General features: G+C 65.8%; 16 protein-coding genes. 4 read left to right on the forward strand and 12 right to left on the reverse strand.

From position 1 onward, the window contains the following. Positions 1-147: 147 nt before the first annotated feature. Entirely contained in the window at positions 148-480 is a 333-nt protein-coding gene (locus ACH82I_RS03210; protein ID WP_413335434.1) for an MGMT family protein, read from the forward strand. 37 nt (positions 481-517) lie between these two features. Beyond that, complete coding sequence (locus tag ACH82I_RS03215; RefSeq protein ID WP_230743766.1) at positions 518-1156, forward strand: O-methyltransferase; 639 nt, start codon at positions 518-520, stop codon at positions 1154-1156. Positions 1157-1251: 95 nt separating this feature from the next. Here the strand turns inward: ACH82I_RS03215 and ACH82I_RS03220 are convergent, their stop codons facing one another. From ACH82I_RS03220 to dapE, 6 genes are all read right to left on the reverse strand, one after another. Next, on the reverse strand, positions 1252-1422 hold the full coding sequence (locus ACH82I_RS03220) for a DUF3117 domain-containing protein (RefSeq protein ID WP_230743765.1): 171 nt from the start codon (positions 1420-1422) through the stop codon (positions 1252-1254). A 117-nt stretch (positions 1423-1539) separates the two neighbouring features. Further along, positions 1540-2775: a hypothetical protein gene (locus tag ACH82I_RS03225; RefSeq protein WP_413335437.1), complete on the reverse strand. Its 1236-nt coding sequence runs from the start codon at positions 2773-2775 to the stop codon at positions 1540-1542. Then, complete coding sequence (locus ACH82I_RS03230) at positions 2772-3041, reverse strand: DivIVA domain-containing protein (RefSeq protein WP_413335439.1); 270 nt, start codon at positions 3039-3041, stop codon at positions 2772-2774. Before ACH82I_RS03230 ends, ACH82I_RS03225 begins: the two co-directional genes overlap by 4 nt. A gap of 114 nt (positions 3042-3155) precedes the next feature. Beyond that, positions 3156-4055 (reverse strand): dihydropteroate synthase, encoded by a 900-nt coding sequence (gene folP, locus ACH82I_RS03235; protein ID WP_413335440.1) that lies wholly within the window; start codon positions 4053-4055, stop codon positions 3156-3158. A 31-nt stretch (positions 4056-4086) separates the two neighbouring features. Continuing rightward, positions 4087-4917 carry a TIGR00730 family Rossman fold protein gene (locus ACH82I_RS03240; RefSeq protein ID WP_413335442.1) on the reverse strand — a complete coding sequence of 277 codons (831 nt, stop codon included), beginning with the start codon at positions 4915-4917 and terminating at the stop codon, positions 4087-4089. A gap of 5 nt (positions 4918-4922) precedes the next feature. After that, on the reverse strand, positions 4923-6089 hold the full coding sequence (gene dapE / locus ACH82I_RS03245; RefSeq protein WP_230743760.1) for a succinyl-diaminopimelate desuccinylase: 1167 nt from the start codon (positions 6087-6089) through the stop codon (positions 4923-4925). Between the two features lie 42 nt (positions 6090-6131). Here dapE and dapD point away from each other — a divergent pair, with 42 nt between their 5' ends. After that, positions 6132-7076, forward strand: a complete 945-nt coding sequence (gene dapD, locus ACH82I_RS03250; RefSeq protein ID WP_230743759.1) for a 2,3,4,5-tetrahydropyridine-2,6-dicarboxylate N-succinyltransferase — start codon at positions 6132-6134, stop codon at positions 7074-7076. 356 nt (positions 7077-7432) lie between these two features. Here dapD and ACH82I_RS03255 read toward each other — a convergent pair whose 3' ends face one another. The 3 genes from ACH82I_RS03255 to fdxA all read right to left on the reverse strand — a co-directional run bounded on the left by ACH82I_RS03255 (position 7433) and on the right by fdxA (position 10344). Next, on the reverse strand, positions 7433-8716 hold the full coding sequence (locus ACH82I_RS03255) for a citrate synthase (protein WP_230743758.1): 1284 nt from the start codon (positions 8714-8716) through the stop codon (positions 7433-7435). 182 nt (positions 8717-8898) lie between these two features. Then, a complete protein-coding gene (dapC, locus tag ACH82I_RS03260; protein ID WP_413335445.1) occupies positions 8899-10020 on the reverse strand; it encodes a succinyldiaminopimelate transaminase in 1122 nt (373 codons plus the stop codon). 3 nt (positions 10021-10023) lie between these two features. Beyond that, a complete protein-coding gene (gene fdxA / locus ACH82I_RS03265; RefSeq protein ID WP_230743756.1) occupies positions 10024-10344 on the reverse strand; it encodes a ferredoxin in 321 nt (106 codons plus the stop codon). 191 nt (positions 10345-10535) lie between these two features. Between fdxA and ACH82I_RS03270 the strand changes: the two genes are divergently transcribed. Further along, the gene (locus ACH82I_RS03270) at positions 10536-11609 is read left to right on the forward strand and encodes a GNAT family N-acetyltransferase (RefSeq protein WP_413335447.1); all 1074 of its coding nucleotides are present in this window, start codon (positions 10536-10538) and stop codon (positions 11607-11609) included. 51 nt (positions 11610-11660) lie between these two features. On the opposite strand, the gene ACH82I_RS03275 is transcribed toward ACH82I_RS03270, so the two are convergent. The 3 genes from ACH82I_RS03275 to typA form a co-directional block, all read right to left on the reverse strand. Further along, positions 11661-13415, reverse strand: coding sequence for a VanW family protein (locus ACH82I_RS03275; protein ID WP_413335449.1), 1755 nt, complete (start codon positions 13413-13415; stop codon positions 11661-11663). Between the two features lie 72 nt (positions 13416-13487). Beyond that, on the reverse strand, positions 13488-14834 hold the full coding sequence (locus ACH82I_RS03280; protein ID WP_413335451.1) for a PIG-L family deacetylase: 1347 nt from the start codon (positions 14832-14834) through the stop codon (positions 13488-13490). Between the two features lie 41 nt (positions 14835-14875). Then, positions 14876-16786 (reverse strand): translational GTPase TypA, encoded by a 1911-nt coding sequence (typA, locus tag ACH82I_RS03285; RefSeq protein ID WP_413335453.1) that lies wholly within the window; start codon positions 16784-16786, stop codon positions 14876-14878. Positions 16787-16855: the final 69 nt, after the last annotated feature.

Here is a 16855-nt window from a genome sequence, read left to right on the forward strand (position 1 = left end):
CTACCGTGGACGGCAGTATGCTCGACTCACGAACGGCACGGGTTGAACACAGCCCGGACCCCGAGATCGCCCGAGCCGGAGCAGTCCGGCGACAGGGGCCTGCGAGGAGCCGGGAGAGACGAAGACCAGTGGAAAGGAAGCAGACGGATGGATGAGGTCGTGGTCGAGCGAGTTCTGCGCATCGTCGAACTCGTGCCCGCCTCGCGTGTCGTCGCCTACGGGACCGTCGGTGCGGTCGCGGAGTGTTCCCCGCGCTATGTCGGTCGGGTGATGAAGGAGTTCGGTTCGAACGTCACTTGGTGGCGAGTCGTCAACGCCGCCGGGGTCCTCCCCGAGGCGCTGTTTCCCCGTGCGCGTGAGCTCTGGGCCGACGAAGGCACCGAGCATTCCCACGACAAGGTCAGCCGTTCGGCATTTCTCGCTGTCGATGAGCTCGACGAGCTGTGGCGCACCCACGGCATCGACCCCGAGTGCGGTTAGACTGAAGGGCAGATGTCAGCCGAAAGCGAGGGAACGATTGTCACGCGAAAACGCAGGTGACCTCACCTTTTCGGAGCAGTACAACGGTCCCGATCCGCTCCTCGACGCGGCGCGCACGCACTCTCACGAAAGCGGTCTCGTTCCCGTCTCGCAGACCACGGCGAAGACGCTGAGCCTGCTCGCTCGACTGCTCACGCCGGTCGCCGCGGTCGAGGTCGGCACCGGGGTCGGAACCTCGACCCTGGCCCTGCTGCGTGGCATGCCGACCGCGGGCATCCTCACCTCGATCGACACGAACTCCACGGCTCAGGCCGCCGCCCGTGACCTCGTCGACATGGCCGGGATCCGACCCGGACGACTGCGACTGATGAACGGCCGCGCCGAAGAGGTTCTCAAGAAGCTCGCACCGACCGCCTACGACATGGTCTTCATCGACTCGGATCCCACGAACCTCGAGCGCATGATCGAACCCGCGCTCCGGCTGCTGGACTCACACGGCCTTCTCGTCATCCATCAGACGCTGCTCAAGGGCGGGGTGGCCGATCCCGTCGACCGCAGTCCGAAGACCCAGGCCGCCCGCGGTCTGCTCAACCGGATGGCCCGGCAGGAACGGCTCGAGCACGTGCTGCTGCCCATCGGCCAGGGCCTCCTAGTGCTGCAGAAGGCCAACCGCTGAGCGACGGTTGCCTGAGCGGCCGGTGAATGCGAAAACAGCAGAGACTCTGCGAAGTCTCTGCTGTTCGTGCGGGCTGTTCTGCCGGTGCGTCTCTCTCAGAGGCCCAGAGTCTCTGCCAGAGTGTCATAGAGGCCGGTGGCTTCATCCCGGCTGAGTTCGATCACCAGGCGACCTCCGCCCTCGACGGGAAGCCGCATCACCATGCCTCGGCCTTCCTTGGTCACTTCCAGAGGTCCGTCGCCGGTGCGGGGTTTCTGGGCTGCCATGTGGGCTCTTCCTTCCGTTGTCCATGCAAAGACGGTCCACGCTCGGTGGACCGAATGTTGTGATTCGATTATTCCACGATACGGTCAATCCGGGGTAACCCAGACCATATTTGTGTCTTAGGGCGGCAGATCGGCCGGCGGAGTGAAGTGCCACAGGTAGGCGACCCAGATGATCTGGAGCAGGATGAAGGACACGAGCAGCGCCGCCCGATAGCCTCGCGAGCGGACCAGTCCGAGCGTCAGAGCCATCGGGAACAGGGGCAGCAGCAGGCGCAGTGTCGAAGTCTGCGGCATGAAGAAGATGAGCAGGTAGATGCCGTAGCCGAGGCAGAACAGCTGCATCGTCCGCCCCATCCTGGCCCCGGCCGGAGAGAAGATCAGCGCCAGCATCCCGGCGATGACCACGAACAGCAGCACGGGCCCGAGCGGCCCGATCAGACTGTTGGCCTGTCCCAGCCACTGCACGAAATACGTCGAATCCCCGGTATGCCAGGCCGCCTCGGTGTCGGTGTAGGCGGTGATCGAGCCCGTCACCCACCACGCATGGATCGGGTGGAGGAGGGCGGCAACACAGGAGAGCACGCCCAATGTCCACGAACGGACCACCTCGGCGACCGGATACGGGTCCTCACGTCGCCTGAGGAACCGGTCGATGAGGTGGAAGAGCATGAAGAAGGAGAAGGCCACGCCGATCGGTCGTGAGAGGTCCATCAGGACAACCACGGGAATCGCCATGAGGTACCGGCGCTCGACGATGAGGAACAGTGCCATCGCCTGGAGCAGCAGGGTCAGGGACTCCGCGTATCCGGTGGAGAAGATCGCCGCCGGTGGGAAGAACATCACCAGAGCCAGCCCCATCAGCGCCTGACCGGGATCCGTGTACTTGCGGAACAGCGCGAGGATGACGATCGAAGCGAAGCCCGCAGCAACGGTGGACACGAGCGGCGAGATCACCTCGTAGCTCAGTCCGGTGAAGTCGGAGAGAGTGGCCACGACAGAGGGATGCAGCGGATAGAACGCCCACTGGTTCTCCGTCACCGCTCCGGTCTCGTCGACGGGCAGGACGCTCGGGTACCACTCCTTGGCGACGCGACCGTACCACCCGCCGTCCCAGAAGTTGAGGAAGTCGTTGAGGGTCGTCGTCACCGGGCTCGAGGACCAGTTCGCCGGGTCCTGCCGTTTGAGCACTGCGGCGAAGATCGCGAGGCTCACGACGCGGGAGCACAGATACACCGCGATCGCTTGGATCCACAGCGGCAGGGTGAGGAAGAGCGCACCGAGGCGGGAGAGACGCGAGGAGTCGAAGACTTCGGGGGCGAGGGTGATTCCGGGCAGGTCGGCGGGTCTGCTCATTGCTGGCCGGGGGTCGCTTCCAGCTCACGGATGCGCTCGCGCAGCACTCCGATCGCCTGGTCGACGTCTTCCATCCGGTAGCCGCGCAGTGCCGGGCGGAAGGAGAGACGATCGAGGTCCGCGGCGGTGAAATCCTCGCGCAGTCCGTCCCAGCCGCCCTCGGATTCCTCGGCGGCCTCCGCGTTGAAGATGTTGAAGGAGGCTGCGACGACGATCACAAGGACGAAGATCGCGGCGGCGACCCCGATGACTATCCACAGTGGCATGCCGTCATTTTCTCACAGGGGCCTGTGCGGGATTCTCAGGCACCGCAGGCGCGTGTCGCAGCCGGCGTGCTCAGCGCAGGCACGGCGCGCCCAGCGCGTGTGCAACCGGCGTGCTCAGCGCAGGCCGCGCACTGCGTGCCGGGGGCTCGCCTCCCCGGAGATCGCCAGCGTCACCGCAATCGCCTCGGCGGTCGCCGCGACATCGTGGGTGCGGATCATCGCCGCTCCCTTGGCCACAGCCAGAGCGGTGGCGGCGACGGTTCCGTTGAGCCGTTCGCCCGGGCCGGCCTCGCCGATCGCCTCGCCGATGAAGTCCTTCCGGGAGATCGCCAGCAGCACCGGAAAACCTGTGCCGACGAAGCGTTCGAGTTCACGCAGCAGCCGCAGCGACTGAAAGGTGTTCTTCCCGAAGTCAGGGGTCGGATCGATGATGATCTTCTCGGCGGCCACTCCGGCGGTCCGCGCCGCCGCGGCCAGGGCCATGACTCCGGCCATGGTCCGGTCGACGACTTCACCGCTGTGCAGTCCGTAGCGGTTGCGGTGGGCGTCCGTGCGCGGGTCCAGTCCCCCGGTATGGGAGCAGACGATGCCGACATCGTGGGCAGCGGCCACCTCGGCGAGCCGTGGGTCGACTCCGGCCCAGGTGTCGTTGAGCAGCCCTGACCCGGCTGCGCAGGCGGCTTCGGCCACCTCATGGCGCCAGGTGTCGACGCTGATGAGCACTCCCGGGTGGCTCTGCGCCACGGCTTCGATGACGGGGCAGACCCGGTCGATCTCCTCGGCCACGGAGATCTCGCGGCCCCGGCCCGCCCGCACTCCGCCGATGTCGACGATGTCGGCGCCTGCGGCCACGGCTTCGCCCACCGCGGCGATCGCCTCCTCGGCGGTCGACGCCGATTCGTAGAAGGAGTCAGTCGTCCTGTTGATCACCGCCATGATCGCCGGCCTCCCGGCGCGTGCCTGGGTGAGGTCGAAGCGTCCGCTTGCCGGGTTCGCCTCCGCACTGCCCTTCACTGCTGTACCCGCCTCACTGCTGGGCCCCGACTCACTGTTGGGGCCCGAGCTGTTCGGGATCGACCGGTTCCGGCCCCTCGTCTGCGGTGGCCGCCGAGCCGATGGTCGCCACCACTTCGTCGATGTCGTCGGTGAGGGTGAACATCTCCAGATCCCTCGGACTGATCGTGCCCTCGGCCAGCAGCGTCGACTTCATCCAGTCGACGAGACCCTGCCAATAGGACGTGCCGAAGAGCACGATCGGGAAGGAGGTGACCTTGCCGGTCTGGACCATGGTGAAGGCCTCAAAGAGCTCGTCGAGGGTGCCGAACCCGCCGGGCATGACGACGAACCCGCGAGAGTATTTGAGGAACATGGTCTTGCGGACGAAGAAGTACCGGAAATTGACCCCGAGTTCGACGTGCTCGTTGAGACCCGATTCGAAGGGCAACTCGATGCCGAGTCCGACGGAGACGCCGCCGGCTTCAGCGGCACCGAGGTTGCCCGCCTCCATGATCCCCGGTCCCCCGCCGGTGATGATGGCATTGCCGTTCTCGGCGATGCGGCGGGCGATGACCCTGGCATCCCGGTACGCCTGGGTGTCGGCCTTCAACCGGGCCGACCCGAAGATCGAGACCGCGGGTCCGAGTTCAGCGAGGCAGCCGAAGCCTTCGACGAATTCGGCCTGGATCCGCATCACCCTCCACGGATCCTCATGCACCCAGTCCGCCGAGGACCGCGATTCGAGGAGTCGCTGATCGGTGGTCGTCGTCGGCACCTGGCTGCCGCGCAGCCGCAGCGGTCCCTTGCTGTAGTACGCACTGTCATCGCTCGCGTGCGAGGTCACACTCGGGTCCTTCCCGTCGTCCAATTCGTCGGCCATGTCGCTCAGCTGCCCTCGAGGTAGCTGCGCAGGGTCCGGGTGGCCAGCTCCACCTCGGCGATCCTGACATGCTCATCCGACTTGTGGGCGTACAGCGGATTGCCCGGACCGAAATTCACCGCGGGCACGCCCAGGGCGCTGAACCGGGACACATCGGTCCACCCCAGCTTCGGTGCGGGTGAGAGACCGAGAGTGGCGATGAAGTCCTGCGCGATCGGACGATCCAGGCCGGGCCGCGCACCTTCGGCAGCATCGGTGACCACCACATCGAACCCGGTGAAGAACTCGCGCAGGAAGGCTTCCGCCTCGGCGGCGGACTTGCTGGGAGCGAAACGGTAGTTCACGGCCACACGGCACTCATCAGGCACGACATTACCTGCGACGCCGCCGCTGATCGACACCGCGGACAGGGACTCGCGGTAGTCGAGACCGTCGACGTTCACAGTCTCGGTCTCGAATTCGGCGAGACGGGTGAGCACCTCGGCAGCCGCGTGGATGGCGTTGACGCCCATGAACGCCCTGGCCGAATGCGCCCGGACCCCCGTGGTGGTGACGTCCACGCGGATGGTGCCGTTGCAGCCGCCTTCGACGGAGGCGTTCGACGGCTCGCCGAGGATGGCGAAGTCACCAGTCAGCCACTCCGGATGATTCCGTGCGACCCGGCCGAGGCCGTTGAGGGAGGCGTCGACCTCTTCGTGATCGTAGAAGACCCAGCTGACGTCCCGGTGCGGGGCGCGCAGGGCCGCCGCGGTGGACAGCTGCATGGCCACCCCGGCCTTCATATCGCAGGCTCCCCGGCCCCAGATCACCGGATCGGCTGGGTAGTCGGCGCCGTCGAGCACGGTCTGCCTGGGCGGCAGGTTGTCCTCGACGGGCACCGTGTCGAGGTGGCCGGCGACGACGATGCGCTCCGGCAGGCCCAGCCTGGTGCGCGCCACGACGGTGTCCCCGTCGCGCAGGATCTCGAGATCGGGTCCCTGTCCTGCGCTGATGCGTTCGAGCACGGCGACGACGGCATCGGTGATGGCCGTCTCGTTGCCGGATACGGATTCGATGGCGCACAGTCGCCCCGTCAGGGTCGCGGGATCGTCGATGGCGGCGAACAGATAGTCGCCGAGCTCACCGGTGGGCACGAACACGGCAGCAGTCTCAGCAGGTGGATCGAGAGTCATATCGCTTAGCCTAGTACCGCCGCCACCGACTAGTCTTGAACCATGACAGAACGCATAGTTTCCGCTCGTGGTCTCGCCACGACTCACAACGACATCGTCCTCTCCGTCTGGTACCCCGCCCTGAGCACGGGTGAGACCCATGACCTCGCCGAGGCGGCCGCCACCTCCCACTCGACCGATGACGGACTCGACGCCCTCGTCGGTGCCGACGACGCCCGCGGCACCCAGTCCGAGGTCGTGACCACCACGGTCGACCTCGACGAGGCTCCCGCCTCGGCGGCCGATGCCTACCTGCGACTGCATGCACTCTCCCACCGGGTCGTGGCTCCCAATGACGTCAACCTCGACGGCATCTTCGGTCACATCTCGAACGTCGTCTGGACCTCGTTCGGCGCCTGCTCCCCCGAGGACTTCGAGGCCACTCGGGCGAAGCTGCTGGCTCGCGGCCCGGTCGCCGTGTACGGTCTCGACAAGTTCCCGCGGATGACCGACTTCGTCATCCCCTCCGGTGTGCGGATCGCCGACGCCGACCGTGTCCGCCTCGGCGCGCACCTGGCAGCGGGCACGACCGTGATGCACGAAGGCTTCGTCAACTTCAACGCCGGCACGCTCGGGTCGGCCATGGTCGAAGGCCGCATCTCCCAGGGCGTCGTCGTCGGCGACGGCTCGGACATCGGCGGCGGTGCCTCGATCATGGGCACCCTCTCCGGCGGCGGCACGCACCGCATCTCCATCGGCAGCGGCAGCCTGCTGGGCGCGAACGCCGGTGTCGGCATCTCCATCGGCGATGACTGCATCGTCGAGGCCGGCCTCTACATCACCGCCGGCACCCGGGTGACGGTCCCCGGCGAGGGCGGAGCCGTCGTCAAAGCCGCTGAGCTCAGCGGGCAGAACAACATCCTGTTCCGCCGCAACTCCGTCTCCGGCACCGTCGAGGCCATCTCGCGTGACTCCAAAGGCATCGAGCTCAACCCCGACCTCCACTGAGACTGTCTGATCTGCGCTGAGTCGGTCCGGTCTGCACTGAGGGCGCGCTCCCACGCTGGGAGCGCGCCCTCAGTGCATCCGCGAGCGAACCGACGCGCATCCGCGTGCGGGCCTCGGCGGCACGCGCCCGCTCCCGCGTACCGCCCTTCAGACGGACATAACGCCGCGAGAGTGACACATCCTACCGGGCCTCCGATGCGGTGTGTCACTGGCTGTAGGGCATGATGCGCAGCGGGCACCGCGCTTGAATGCGCAAACGCCGTGAGCCGGCACGAGGTGCCATGCTCACGGCGCTTGGGCCATGCGGATATCAGCAGTTGTCGACGACCTATATCAGCGGTTGTCGATGGCTGGGATCAGCGGTTGTCGATGTCCTTGTAGTCGCGGGAATGTGCGCCGGTGTAGATCTGGCGCGGGCGACCGATGCGGGTCTCGGGATCCTTGATCATCTCGCGCCACTGGGCGATCCAGCCGGGCAGACGACCGACGGCGAAGAGCACCGTGAACATGTTCGTCGGGAAGCCGAGTGCCTTGTAGATCAGACCTGTGTAGAAGTCCACGTTCGGGTAGAGCTTGCGCTCGACGAAGTAGTCATCGGCCAGGGCGATCTCTTCGAGCTGCTGAGCGAGTTCGAGCAGCGGATCGCCGCCGGAGCGGGCCAGGATCTCGTCAGCGGTCTTCTTGATGATGCGGGCACGCGGATCGTAGTTCTTGTACACGCGGTGGCCGAAGCCCATCAGACGGACACCGTCTTCCTTGTTCTTCACGCGCTCCATGAACTTCTTCGGACCGTCATCGGAGGCCGCGATGTTCTGCAGCATCTCCAGCACTGCGGAGTTCGCGCCGCCGTGCAGCGGACCGGCCAAAGCGTTCACACCGGCCGAGATCGACTGGAACAGGTTCGCCTGCGAAGAGCCGACGAGGCGCACGGTCGAGGTCGAGCAGTTCTGCTCGTGATCGGCGTGGAGGATGAAGAGCTGGTCGATGGCCTTGACCGCCAGCGGGTCGGGCTCGTAGGGCTCCGAGGGCACTCCGAAGTTCACACGGAGGAAGTTCTCCACCAGGCTCAGGGAGTTGTCCGGATGAATGACGGGCAGTCCCATATTCTTCCGGTGCGCGAGTGCCGCGATGGTCGGCATCTTCGCGAGCAGGCGGAAGGAGGAGGTGTCGATCTGTCCCTCGTCAAAAACATCGAGGTCATCTTGGTAGAAAGTCGACAAAGCAGCGACCGCTGCTGCCACCATTGGCATCGGATGCGCATCGTAGGGGAAGGCGCGGAAGAAGCGCCGCAGATCCTCGTGAACGATGGTGTGTCCGCGCAGTCGGGCGTCGAAGGCGTCGTACTGTTCTTGAGTCGGCAGTTCACCGTGGATGAGGAGGTAGCAGACTTCGACGAAGTTCGACTGTTCGGCCAACTGCTCGATCGGGTAGCCGCGATACTGCAGCACTCCGGCGTCACCGTCGATGAAGGTGATGGCCGAGGACGTCGAAGCCGTGTTGCCGAACCCCGGGTCGTAGGTCACCGAACCGGTCTCTTTGAGCAGCGAGCCGATGCGGTATCCGTTGTTTCCAGCTGACGATGACACTTCGGGCAGTGTCAGCTCCGTGTCAGCGATCCTGAGGTTCGCCTCCGAAGTCATATGATCTCCTCACCGTCGACCCACCCCAAGAACTTCCTGAGGTGTCTTGCACAGTTCCATCAAAGACTACCGACAACTCCAGGAATCAGAAAATCACTCACACCGGTCCTTACCGACCGGTAATACGTTTGACCTGGTCATCCACCACATTTGCGGCAGCTGGACGGCACTTTGGCGAACGCTCAGTGAGCGGCGTTCTGGAGTCGTTTCGCTGCCGCGGCGATCCGTTCGTCGGTCGCCGTCAGAGCGATTCGCACATGCTCGGTGCCCGCGTCGCCGTAGAACTCCCCCGGGCCGGCGATGATCCCGAGATCAGCCAGTCCGCTCAGTGACTCCCAGCAGCCGACTCCCGCACTCGACCACAGGTACAGCCCCGCCGTCGAGTGATCGATGCGGAATCCGTAGGCTTCGAGTCCGGCCCGCAGCAGCTCGCGTCGGGCCCGGTACCGCTCCTTCTGTTCGCGCACATGAGCCGTGTCGCCCAGCCCTGCAGTCATCGCCGCCTGGATCGGGAAGGGTACGATCATTCCCGCGTGCTTGCGTGAGCGCGTCAGATCGGCGATCAGCTCGGCGTCTCCGGCGACGAAGGCCGCACGATAGCCGGCGAGGTTGGACTGCTTTGACATCGAGTAGACGCTGAGCACGCCCGAGTAGGTCTCCCCCGCCGCCGCCAGCACGCTCGGCGCGGGTTCATCGGATTCCCAATTCAGCAGTCCGTAGCATTCGTCGGAGGCGAGGATGACTCCGGCTTCACGGGTACGGCGGACAACCTCGGCGAGGATATCGGCCGAGAGGACCTCACCGGTCGGATTGCTCGGCGTGTTGATCCACAGCAGTCCGATGCCCTCGAGGGACGCGCCGGCGACGATATCGGCGGCGTCGAGGCGTCGGCAGTCGACGCCCGCGATCATCGCCCCCATCTCGTAGGTCGGGTATGCCACCGAGGGGCAGGCGACGGTCAGTCCGCGCTCCCGCAGCCCCAGCAGGGTGGGCAGCCACGCCACGAACTCCTTCGACCCCACGGTGGGCAGCACCTCGGCGGCGGGGTCGAGGCTCACGCTGTGCCAGGTCTCATACCACTCGGCGATCGCCTCACGCAGTTCGACGGCCCCTCCGGTGGTCGGGTAGCCGTGCGCATCAGCGGCGGCGGCGAGGGCTTTTCGGATCACCTCAGGGGTGGGATCGACCGGGGTCCCGATCGACAGGTCGCAGACTCCGTCCGGGTGCTCGGCGGCACGCTGGCGGTACTCGGTGAGGCGGTCCCAGGGGTAGTCGGGCAGGTTGAGCCCGAAGCCGGCCGTCATGCCTCAGCCGTTCTGCGGAGGCAGGGCGGAGATCATCGGGTGATCCTTGCCGGTGTTGCCGAGCTTCGCGGCACCGCCGGGAGATCCGAGTTCGTCGAAGAACTCGACATTGGCCTTGTAGTAGGACTCCCACTCATCCGGAACATCGTCCTCGTAGAAGATCGCCTCGACCGGGCAGACAGGTTCGCAGGCACCGCAGTCGACGCATTCGTCGGGGTGGATGTAGAGGCTGCGTTCGCCCTCGTAGATGCAGTCGACCGGACATTCGTCGATGCAGGCCTTGTCCTTCACATCGACGCAAGGCTGGGCAATGATGTACGTCACGGAACCGACTCCTACTAAAGACTCACTGATCAAGCGCGTGGCACCCTCAACAATACGCCCTCCGCATGCACGGGGCTCCCCCGGGGGCACGTGATCCTCATTGCATATTCGTGTCCCGCGTCACGCCTCGACTGCGCCGGGACCCGAGTGTTCTAGGCTGGGGGTGACCGAAAACAGGCGGAAGGCGAGAAGTGGACGATCTGCAGCCCGGCAAGAGAGTTGTCGTACGGTATTCGCTCGACCCCGGGGACACGCACTCGACCTCGGATGCCCTCGGTGTCATCTCCGCCGCCGATGAGTCGAGCGTGGAGATCACGACGAAGAACGGTCCGCTCCGCATCGCCCGGGCCCAGATCCAACTCGTCCACGAAGTCCCTCCCGCGCCGACGCGATCGGGACGCACCCACGAGATCGTCTCCGCCGTCGACCTGCGCCGAATCTCCGCGTCCGCGTGGCTGCCCGCGGACGTCTCGTGGCTGCATGTGGAGAATCTGCGCAATGAGAGCACGGACGCCGAGGCTGATGTCGGCCTGCTGCAGAAGGGCTGGCTGCTGCGCAGCTCCGAATCGGTGACGCGGCGGTCGAACAGCTGTCTGCCCGTGACCGAGACGGGCCTGGGCTGGGAACAGTCCCTCGACGCCGTCGAAGCCTGGTACGCCGCGCGGGACAAGTCACCGCAGATCCAGATCTACTCCGCCGCGGACTCGACGACGCTGGCACCCGAGTGTGAGGGCTTGGCGCCCCTGCTCTCGGCACGCGGATATGCACCCGGCGAAGCAACGTTCCTGCTCACCGGCGCCACCGCCGAGGCGGCCGACGGGGCCGCCAGCCCGACCGACGCGGCCGCGGACGGACTGACCATCGAGGTCAGCGAGGTCCCGACGCCCGTGCACTATGCGGCCTGGACGAGCGAACGCGATCCCGGGTCCGACGAGGCGTTTCGTGCTCTCGTCGAAGCCGCCCAGCCCTGCGAGTTCGTCACCGCCTATGCCGATCATCCCGATGGCAGCAGGTCACTGGTGGCCGCGTGCCGGGTGGTCGAACGCAGCAAGTGGGGTGTGCTGACCAATCTCATCACGCGCCCGGATCTGCGTCGCCGCGGTGCCGGCAGGTCTGTGGCCAGGGCGGCGGCGGCCCTGCTGTCCCAGCGGGGCGTGCGCTCCTACCTCGTCGATGTCGAGGCGTCGAACACCGCCTCTCTGGGCCTCTTCGACTCCCTGGGTGCCACGGTTCGGCACCGTTCCTGGTACGCCGCCCGAGGCTGAGCTTCGCGTCGCCAGCGGTTGCTTGTCACGCCTCCCGAGGCTGAGCCGGGTTCAGCCCTTGCACTCCACTTTGTTCACCGGCCGGTAGTCGGTGACGAAGGAATCCTTCGTCGTGCGTCCGGATTCGATGTCCTTCATCGTGCGGGTGATCTTGATCGACCACCCCTCTTTCGGCGCCTGTGGCGTACACGAGGCTCCGGATTCGGTGATGGATCCCGGTGAGGTGAAGTTGAAGCGGTCCGAGGCCTCGGCGTCCACATCGAGCCTCTTGATGCCGAAGACCTTGGCGTGGACCTCACCGTCCTTGAGATACATGTCGAGGACGACCGGGGACTTCGAGGTGTTCGTGAACTTCAGATCGATCGACGACCAGTCCAGCGTCGTCTCCCGGCCCTCGGGGTAGCGGGAGATGTAACGGGAATGCGCACGGTGCTCGTCGAGATCGAAGCCGGCGAAGAACGCCGCATTGAACAGCGTCGTCGACACCTGGGAGACTCCTCCGCCGAAGTCCTCCTTCATCTGCCCGTCGGAGATCACTCCGGCGGGCTTGTACCCGTTGGCTGCCGTCCTCTGTCCGAGAGCTTCGTTGAGGGAGAACTGCTCCCCCGGCTTGATGACGGTCCCGGACACCTTCTTCGTCGCCACGCGCAGGTTGTTGTCCCTGTTGGGTTCGGAGTTGTACCCGGTGGAGAATTCGCTCATCGCCTTCGAGACATCGGCCTTCTTCGCATCCTTGGTCGTGAAGTCGGGCTTCACGGACGCCAAGGTCACTTCTGGCTTCTCCGTCTCGCCCTTGATCGCCTCGGTGAGAGCCGTGGCGAGCTCGTCGCCCTTGATGCCGATGCCGTCTTCGGAATCGACGACGCTGGGCTTGCCGTCCTTGATCGTGAAGCTAGCGTCCTTCGCAGGTCGTCCGATGTCCTTGTTCGCCGCCAGCACCCGCTTCTGCAGATCGTCCTTGTCGAACACGGGACGCAGAGACGAGTCCTTCGCGTCGAAGGACAGCGACTTGGCGATGATGGTCGGACTGATGCTCAGGTCCCCGCCGTCGACATCGTCGTCGGCGTCCTTGCCCGGCTTCGCCCGGACAGTCCTCTCCGAGCTCACGGCGTCGGCTGCGAAGCCCTCGGCCATCTCCTCGGCTTCGGCGGTGGTGATCTCCGGATCGACCTGCTTGGCCTCGACGGGCACCGCGTCCTCGGTGCGCAGCCAATGCTCATCGATGGCGGCGCGCACCTGGTCCGCGTCGACGGTCTGGCCGACCGCGCCGTCCTTGACCTTCGGCTTCGTCTTCTCGTAGCCGAGCTCGGCATCGACGGGTTCGACCTCGAGCGACTTGGTGACCTTCCCCGTGGCATTCTCGAACTTGTCGTCATCGACCCTGATGACTGGGGCGACCTCATCATCGCCGAAGAGTCGATCCCAGATGATCATCGGGTTGAGTGTGAAACCCGTGATGCGGGAGATGGTGGCATCGGCGTCGAAGGAGATCCCGGCCTTCTCCGGATCGAGCTTCGCGCTCGGCTCCCCGGCCTTGAGTTCGATGGTCTCCGCAGTACGATCGGAGAGCTCATTGCGCAACGTCGATTCGGCATCGGTGCGGCTCTTGCCGCCGATGTCGATGCCGGCCGCGCTCGTTCCGGGGGCGAGGACACGTCCGCTGAAGAAGCCGATGAGCAGATAGATCACTGCCAGCCCGAGCACGATGACGCCCAGGATCACCCAGGGCTTCTTCCGCGGCTCGCGCGTGGCAGCTGGGTCTCCGCCTGGGTTCTGCGAGGCACCCATCAGAGTCTGCGTCGGCATCGTTCTCCCGGTTCTGTCGGTCCTAACCCCTGTCCGGTCCGACATGTGTGCGTGGACATGATCGTCCCGATTCTACCGAGTCGGGTCTGCCCGTCGCACGTTGATGAACGCGAAGATCGCGGCGAGGACCATCGGTCCGAGAAGCCAGGCGACGGACCGCAGCGTGCCGGTGACGATCATGTCTGCACCGGGCAGCCAATCGGGCTGACCGAGCACATAGGACAGCAGCGCGATGACGATTGCGGCGACGAGCATCGGCGCCGAGCTGCGGTACATGGTCTTGAGGTGCCAGAGTCCGCAGGCGGCCAGGAGCAGTGACAGTGCCAGGCCCCAGGGAAGGATCACCGGTGTGCCCGCCAGGTCGATGACCGTGACGTTGAGGTGCTGCATCGCGCCGAGGAAGGCGATGAGCAGGGCGAGCAGCGCGGCGTGGACGTAGGCGAAGATCCCGGGCTTCTTCGGTTCACGACGGCGGCGCAGCGGCTTGTCATCTGCAGCCCCAGCAGCACCGTATCCTGCAGGCATGGACTGCGCCTCGACAGCAGCGAGGTCGAGGTCGGCCAGGACGTGCGAGGCGGGTCCCGCGTGCAGGGCCACCGCCGCGATCGGCGCGCCCGCGCCGATCGAGAAGTGCTCGCGGTCGGCGATCCGCTGTCCGACGCCGTTCGAGAGGGCGAAGAACTCGCCCGAGACGCTCACCTGTGTCCGGTGGGCGGTCAGCGCTGCTCGTTTGGAGTCGAGCACCCCGGCGATGTCCTGGGCCACGACGATGTCCCCGACCGGCGGTTTCGTCGGAATCGTCTCCGCCGCGGCGAATCCGGTCTCGGCGAACCCGGACTGCGCGGGGTCGAAGGCGGCGCGGGCCGCCTCAGCGGGGGTGTCGACGAAGAGCAGACGCCCGGTCTGCCAGCTCGCGAATTCGAGGGCCGCGACGGTCGCATCGTGGACCCGCACATGATCGGGGTGGCCGTATCCGCCGTTGGCGGCATAGGTGATCACGGCATGTGGTCGGGTCCCGTCGATGACCGCTGCAATGTACCGGGCCACGGTGGCGACATCGGCCGCGCACAGCGCCTCGGCGGGCATCGACGCGGCAGGCCGCGCATGACCATCGGAACCCCACTCCATGCCGGAATCCTCGAAACGGCGGGACTCGCCGCCGAGGAACAGGTGCCTGCGCACGCCCAGGGCTGCCATCGCCTCGGCGATCTCGGTCTCCCGGACATGTGCCAGACGGGCGCGGTCCCCCTCGAGCCCTTTGAGCTCGGCGGGGATGACCTCCCCGCCCTCACCCCGCGTGGCGGTGAGGACGGTGACCTCGGCACCTTCGGAGACCAGGGACGCGATCGTTCCTCCGGTCGTGATCGTCTCATCGTCGGGATGAGCGTGCACGAAGAGGATGCGGGGAACGACGGTCATAGGGTCCTTAAGTGCTCGAGGTCATGCGGTCGGGGCGTCGATCAGGCGTTCTGGCGACGCAGCTTCGCGTAGGTCTTCGCCCGTTCCTTCGGGTCGAGCTCGAGCTTGCGGATGCGCACCGTGCCAGGGGTCACCTCGACGCATTCGTCCTCGCGGGCGAACTCGAGGCTCTCCTCGAGGGTGAGCTTGCGCGGCGGGACGAGGTTCTCGAAGGAGTCAGCCGAGGCCGAACGCATGTTCGTCAGCTTCTTCTCCTTCGTGATGTTGACGTCCATGTCGTCGGCGCGAGAGTTCTCGCCGACGATCTGGCCGGTGTAGACCTCGGAGGTCGGCTGCACGAAGAAGGTGCCGCGTTCCTGCAGATTGATCATCGCGTAGGGAGTCACAGCTCCTGCCCGGTCGGCCACGAGGGAACCGTTGGTCCGGAACTCGATGTTCCCGGCCCAAGGGCCGTAGCCGGCAGAGAACGAGTTCGCAATGCCGGTGCCGCGGGTCTCGGTGAGGAACCGGGTGCGGAACCCGATGAGACCGCGAGCCGGGACGCGGAACTCCATCCGGACCCAACCGGTGCCGTGGTTCGTCATGGTCGACATGACGCCCTTGCGGCTGGCCATGAGCTGGGTGACGGCGCCGAGGTAGTCCTCCGGAACGTCGATCGTGAGCTCTTCGAAGGGCTCGTGGACCTTGCCATCGACCTGCTTGGTCACGACCTGAGGCTTGCCGACCGTGAGCTCGAAGCCTTCACGACGCATCTGCTCGACGAGGATGGCCAGTGCGAGCTCACCGCGGCCCTGGACCTCCCAGGCGTCGGGACGCTCGGTGGGCAGAACCTTGAGCGAGACGTTGCCGACGAGCTCCTGATCGAGACGGTCCTTGACCATCCGTGCGGTGACCTTGGTGCCCTTCTCGCGACCGGCCAGCGGCGAGGTGTTGATGCCGATGGTCATCGAGATCGCAGGATCGTCGATGATGATCGCCGGCATCGGCTTCGGGTTGTTGATGTCGGTGAGGGTGTCACCGATCATGATGTCGGGAATACCGGCCACGGCGACGATGTCACCGGCCGAGGCCTCGGTGGCCGGAACCCGGTCGAGGCCCTGGGTCTCGAGGAGTTCGGTGATCTTGACCGAGCTGATGTCGTCCCCACGTGCCCATGCGACCTGCTGGCCCTTCTTCAGCGTGCCGCCGAAGATGCGCAGCAGCGCGAGACGGCCGAGGAACGGCGAGGCGTCGAGGTTGGTGACATGCGCCTGGAGGATGTCGTCCTCGTTGATCTCCGGAGCCGGAATGGTCTCGAGGATCGTCTTGAACAGCGGCTCGAGGTCCGGGTTCGACGGCGCTTCTCCGTCGGCCGGCTGCTCGAGGGAGGCGGCGCCGACCTTGGCGGCGGCGAAGACGGTGGGGACATCGAGCACGGAGTCGACATCGAGGTCCGGAACTTCGTCGGCGAGGTCTGCAGCCAGACCCAGCAGCAGGTCCTGAGATTCCTCGATGACTCCGTCGATGCGCGCATCGGCGCGGTCGGTCTTATTGATGAGCAGAATGACGGGCAGCTTCGCGGCCAGAGCCTTGCGGAGCACGAAGCGCGTCTGCGGCAACGGGCCTTCCGAGGCGTCGACGAGCAGCACGACTCCGTCGACCATGGACAGGCCGCGCTCGACCTCGCCGCCGAAATCGGCGTGTCCGGGGGTGTCGATGACGTTGATGACGATCGGTTCGTCACCGGCCGAGGGGCCGTTGTAGAGAACGGAGGTGTTCTTCGCGAGAATGGTGATGCCCTTCTCGCGTTCGAGGTCTCCGGAGTCCATGACGCGTTCAGCAAAATCACCGTGTTCGCTGAACACACCGGTCTGGCGGAGCATGGCATCGACCAGGGTGGTCTTGCCGTGGTCGACGTGGGCGACGATTGCGACGTTGCGGCGATTCTCACGACGCGTGATGGCTTCAGTCATCAAATACCTTATGAAATAGAGAGAGTGGCCCGGTGGGGACCCAACAGACAATTATACGGCCACCCGCGC

Source organism: Brevibacterium sp. GP-SGM9 (assembly GCF_047300845.1).
Lineage (GTDB): Bacteria > Actinomycetota > Actinomycetes > Actinomycetales > Brevibacteriaceae > Brevibacterium.

What these genes read in the sequence shown, in the direction of transcription:
- ACH82I_RS03210 (WP_413335434.1), top strand. Translation starts at nt 148, where the DNA reads ATGGATGAGGTCGTGGTCGAGCGAGTTCTGCGCATCGTCGAACTCGTG.
- ACH82I_RS03220 (WP_230743765.1), bottom strand. Translation starts at nt 1,422, where the DNA reads ATGGCAGCCCAGAAACCCCGCACCGGCGACGGACCTCTGGAAGTGACC.
- ACH82I_RS03225 (WP_413335437.1), bottom strand. Translation starts at nt 2,775, where the DNA reads ATGAGCAGACCCGCCGACCTGCCCGGAATCACCCTCGCCCCCGAAGTC.
- ACH82I_RS03230 (WP_413335439.1), bottom strand. Translation starts at nt 3,041, where the DNA reads ATGCCACTGTGGATAGTCATCGGGGTCGCCGCCGCGATCTTCGTCCTT.
- ACH82I_RS03240 (WP_413335442.1), bottom strand. Translation starts at nt 4,917, where the DNA reads ATGGCCGACGAATTGGACGACGGGAAGGACCCGAGTGTGACCTCGCAC.
- dapE (WP_230743760.1), bottom strand. Translation starts at nt 6,089, where the DNA reads ATGACTCTCGATCCACCTGCTGAGACTGCTGCCGTGTTCGTGCCCACC.
- dapD (WP_230743759.1), top strand. Translation starts at nt 6,132, where the DNA reads ATGACAGAACGCATAGTTTCCGCTCGTGGTCTCGCCACGACTCACAAC.
- ACH82I_RS03255 (WP_230743758.1), bottom strand. Translation starts at nt 8,716, where the DNA reads ATGACTTCGGAGGCGAACCTCAGGATCGCTGACACGGAGCTGACACTG.
- dapC (WP_413335445.1), bottom strand. Translation starts at nt 10,020, where the DNA reads ATGACGGCCGGCTTCGGGCTCAACCTGCCCGACTACCCCTGGGACCGC.
- ACH82I_RS03275 (WP_413335449.1), bottom strand. Translation starts at nt 13,415, where the DNA reads ATGCCGACGCAGACTCTGATGGGTGCCTCGCAGAACCCAGGCGGAGAC.
- ACH82I_RS03280 (WP_413335451.1), bottom strand. Translation starts at nt 14,834, where the DNA reads ATGACCGTCGTTCCCCGCATCCTCTTCGTGCACGCTCATCCCGACGAT.
- typA (WP_413335453.1), bottom strand. Translation starts at nt 16,786, where the DNA reads ATGACTGAAGCCATCACGCGTCGTGAGAATCGCCGCAACGTCGCAATC.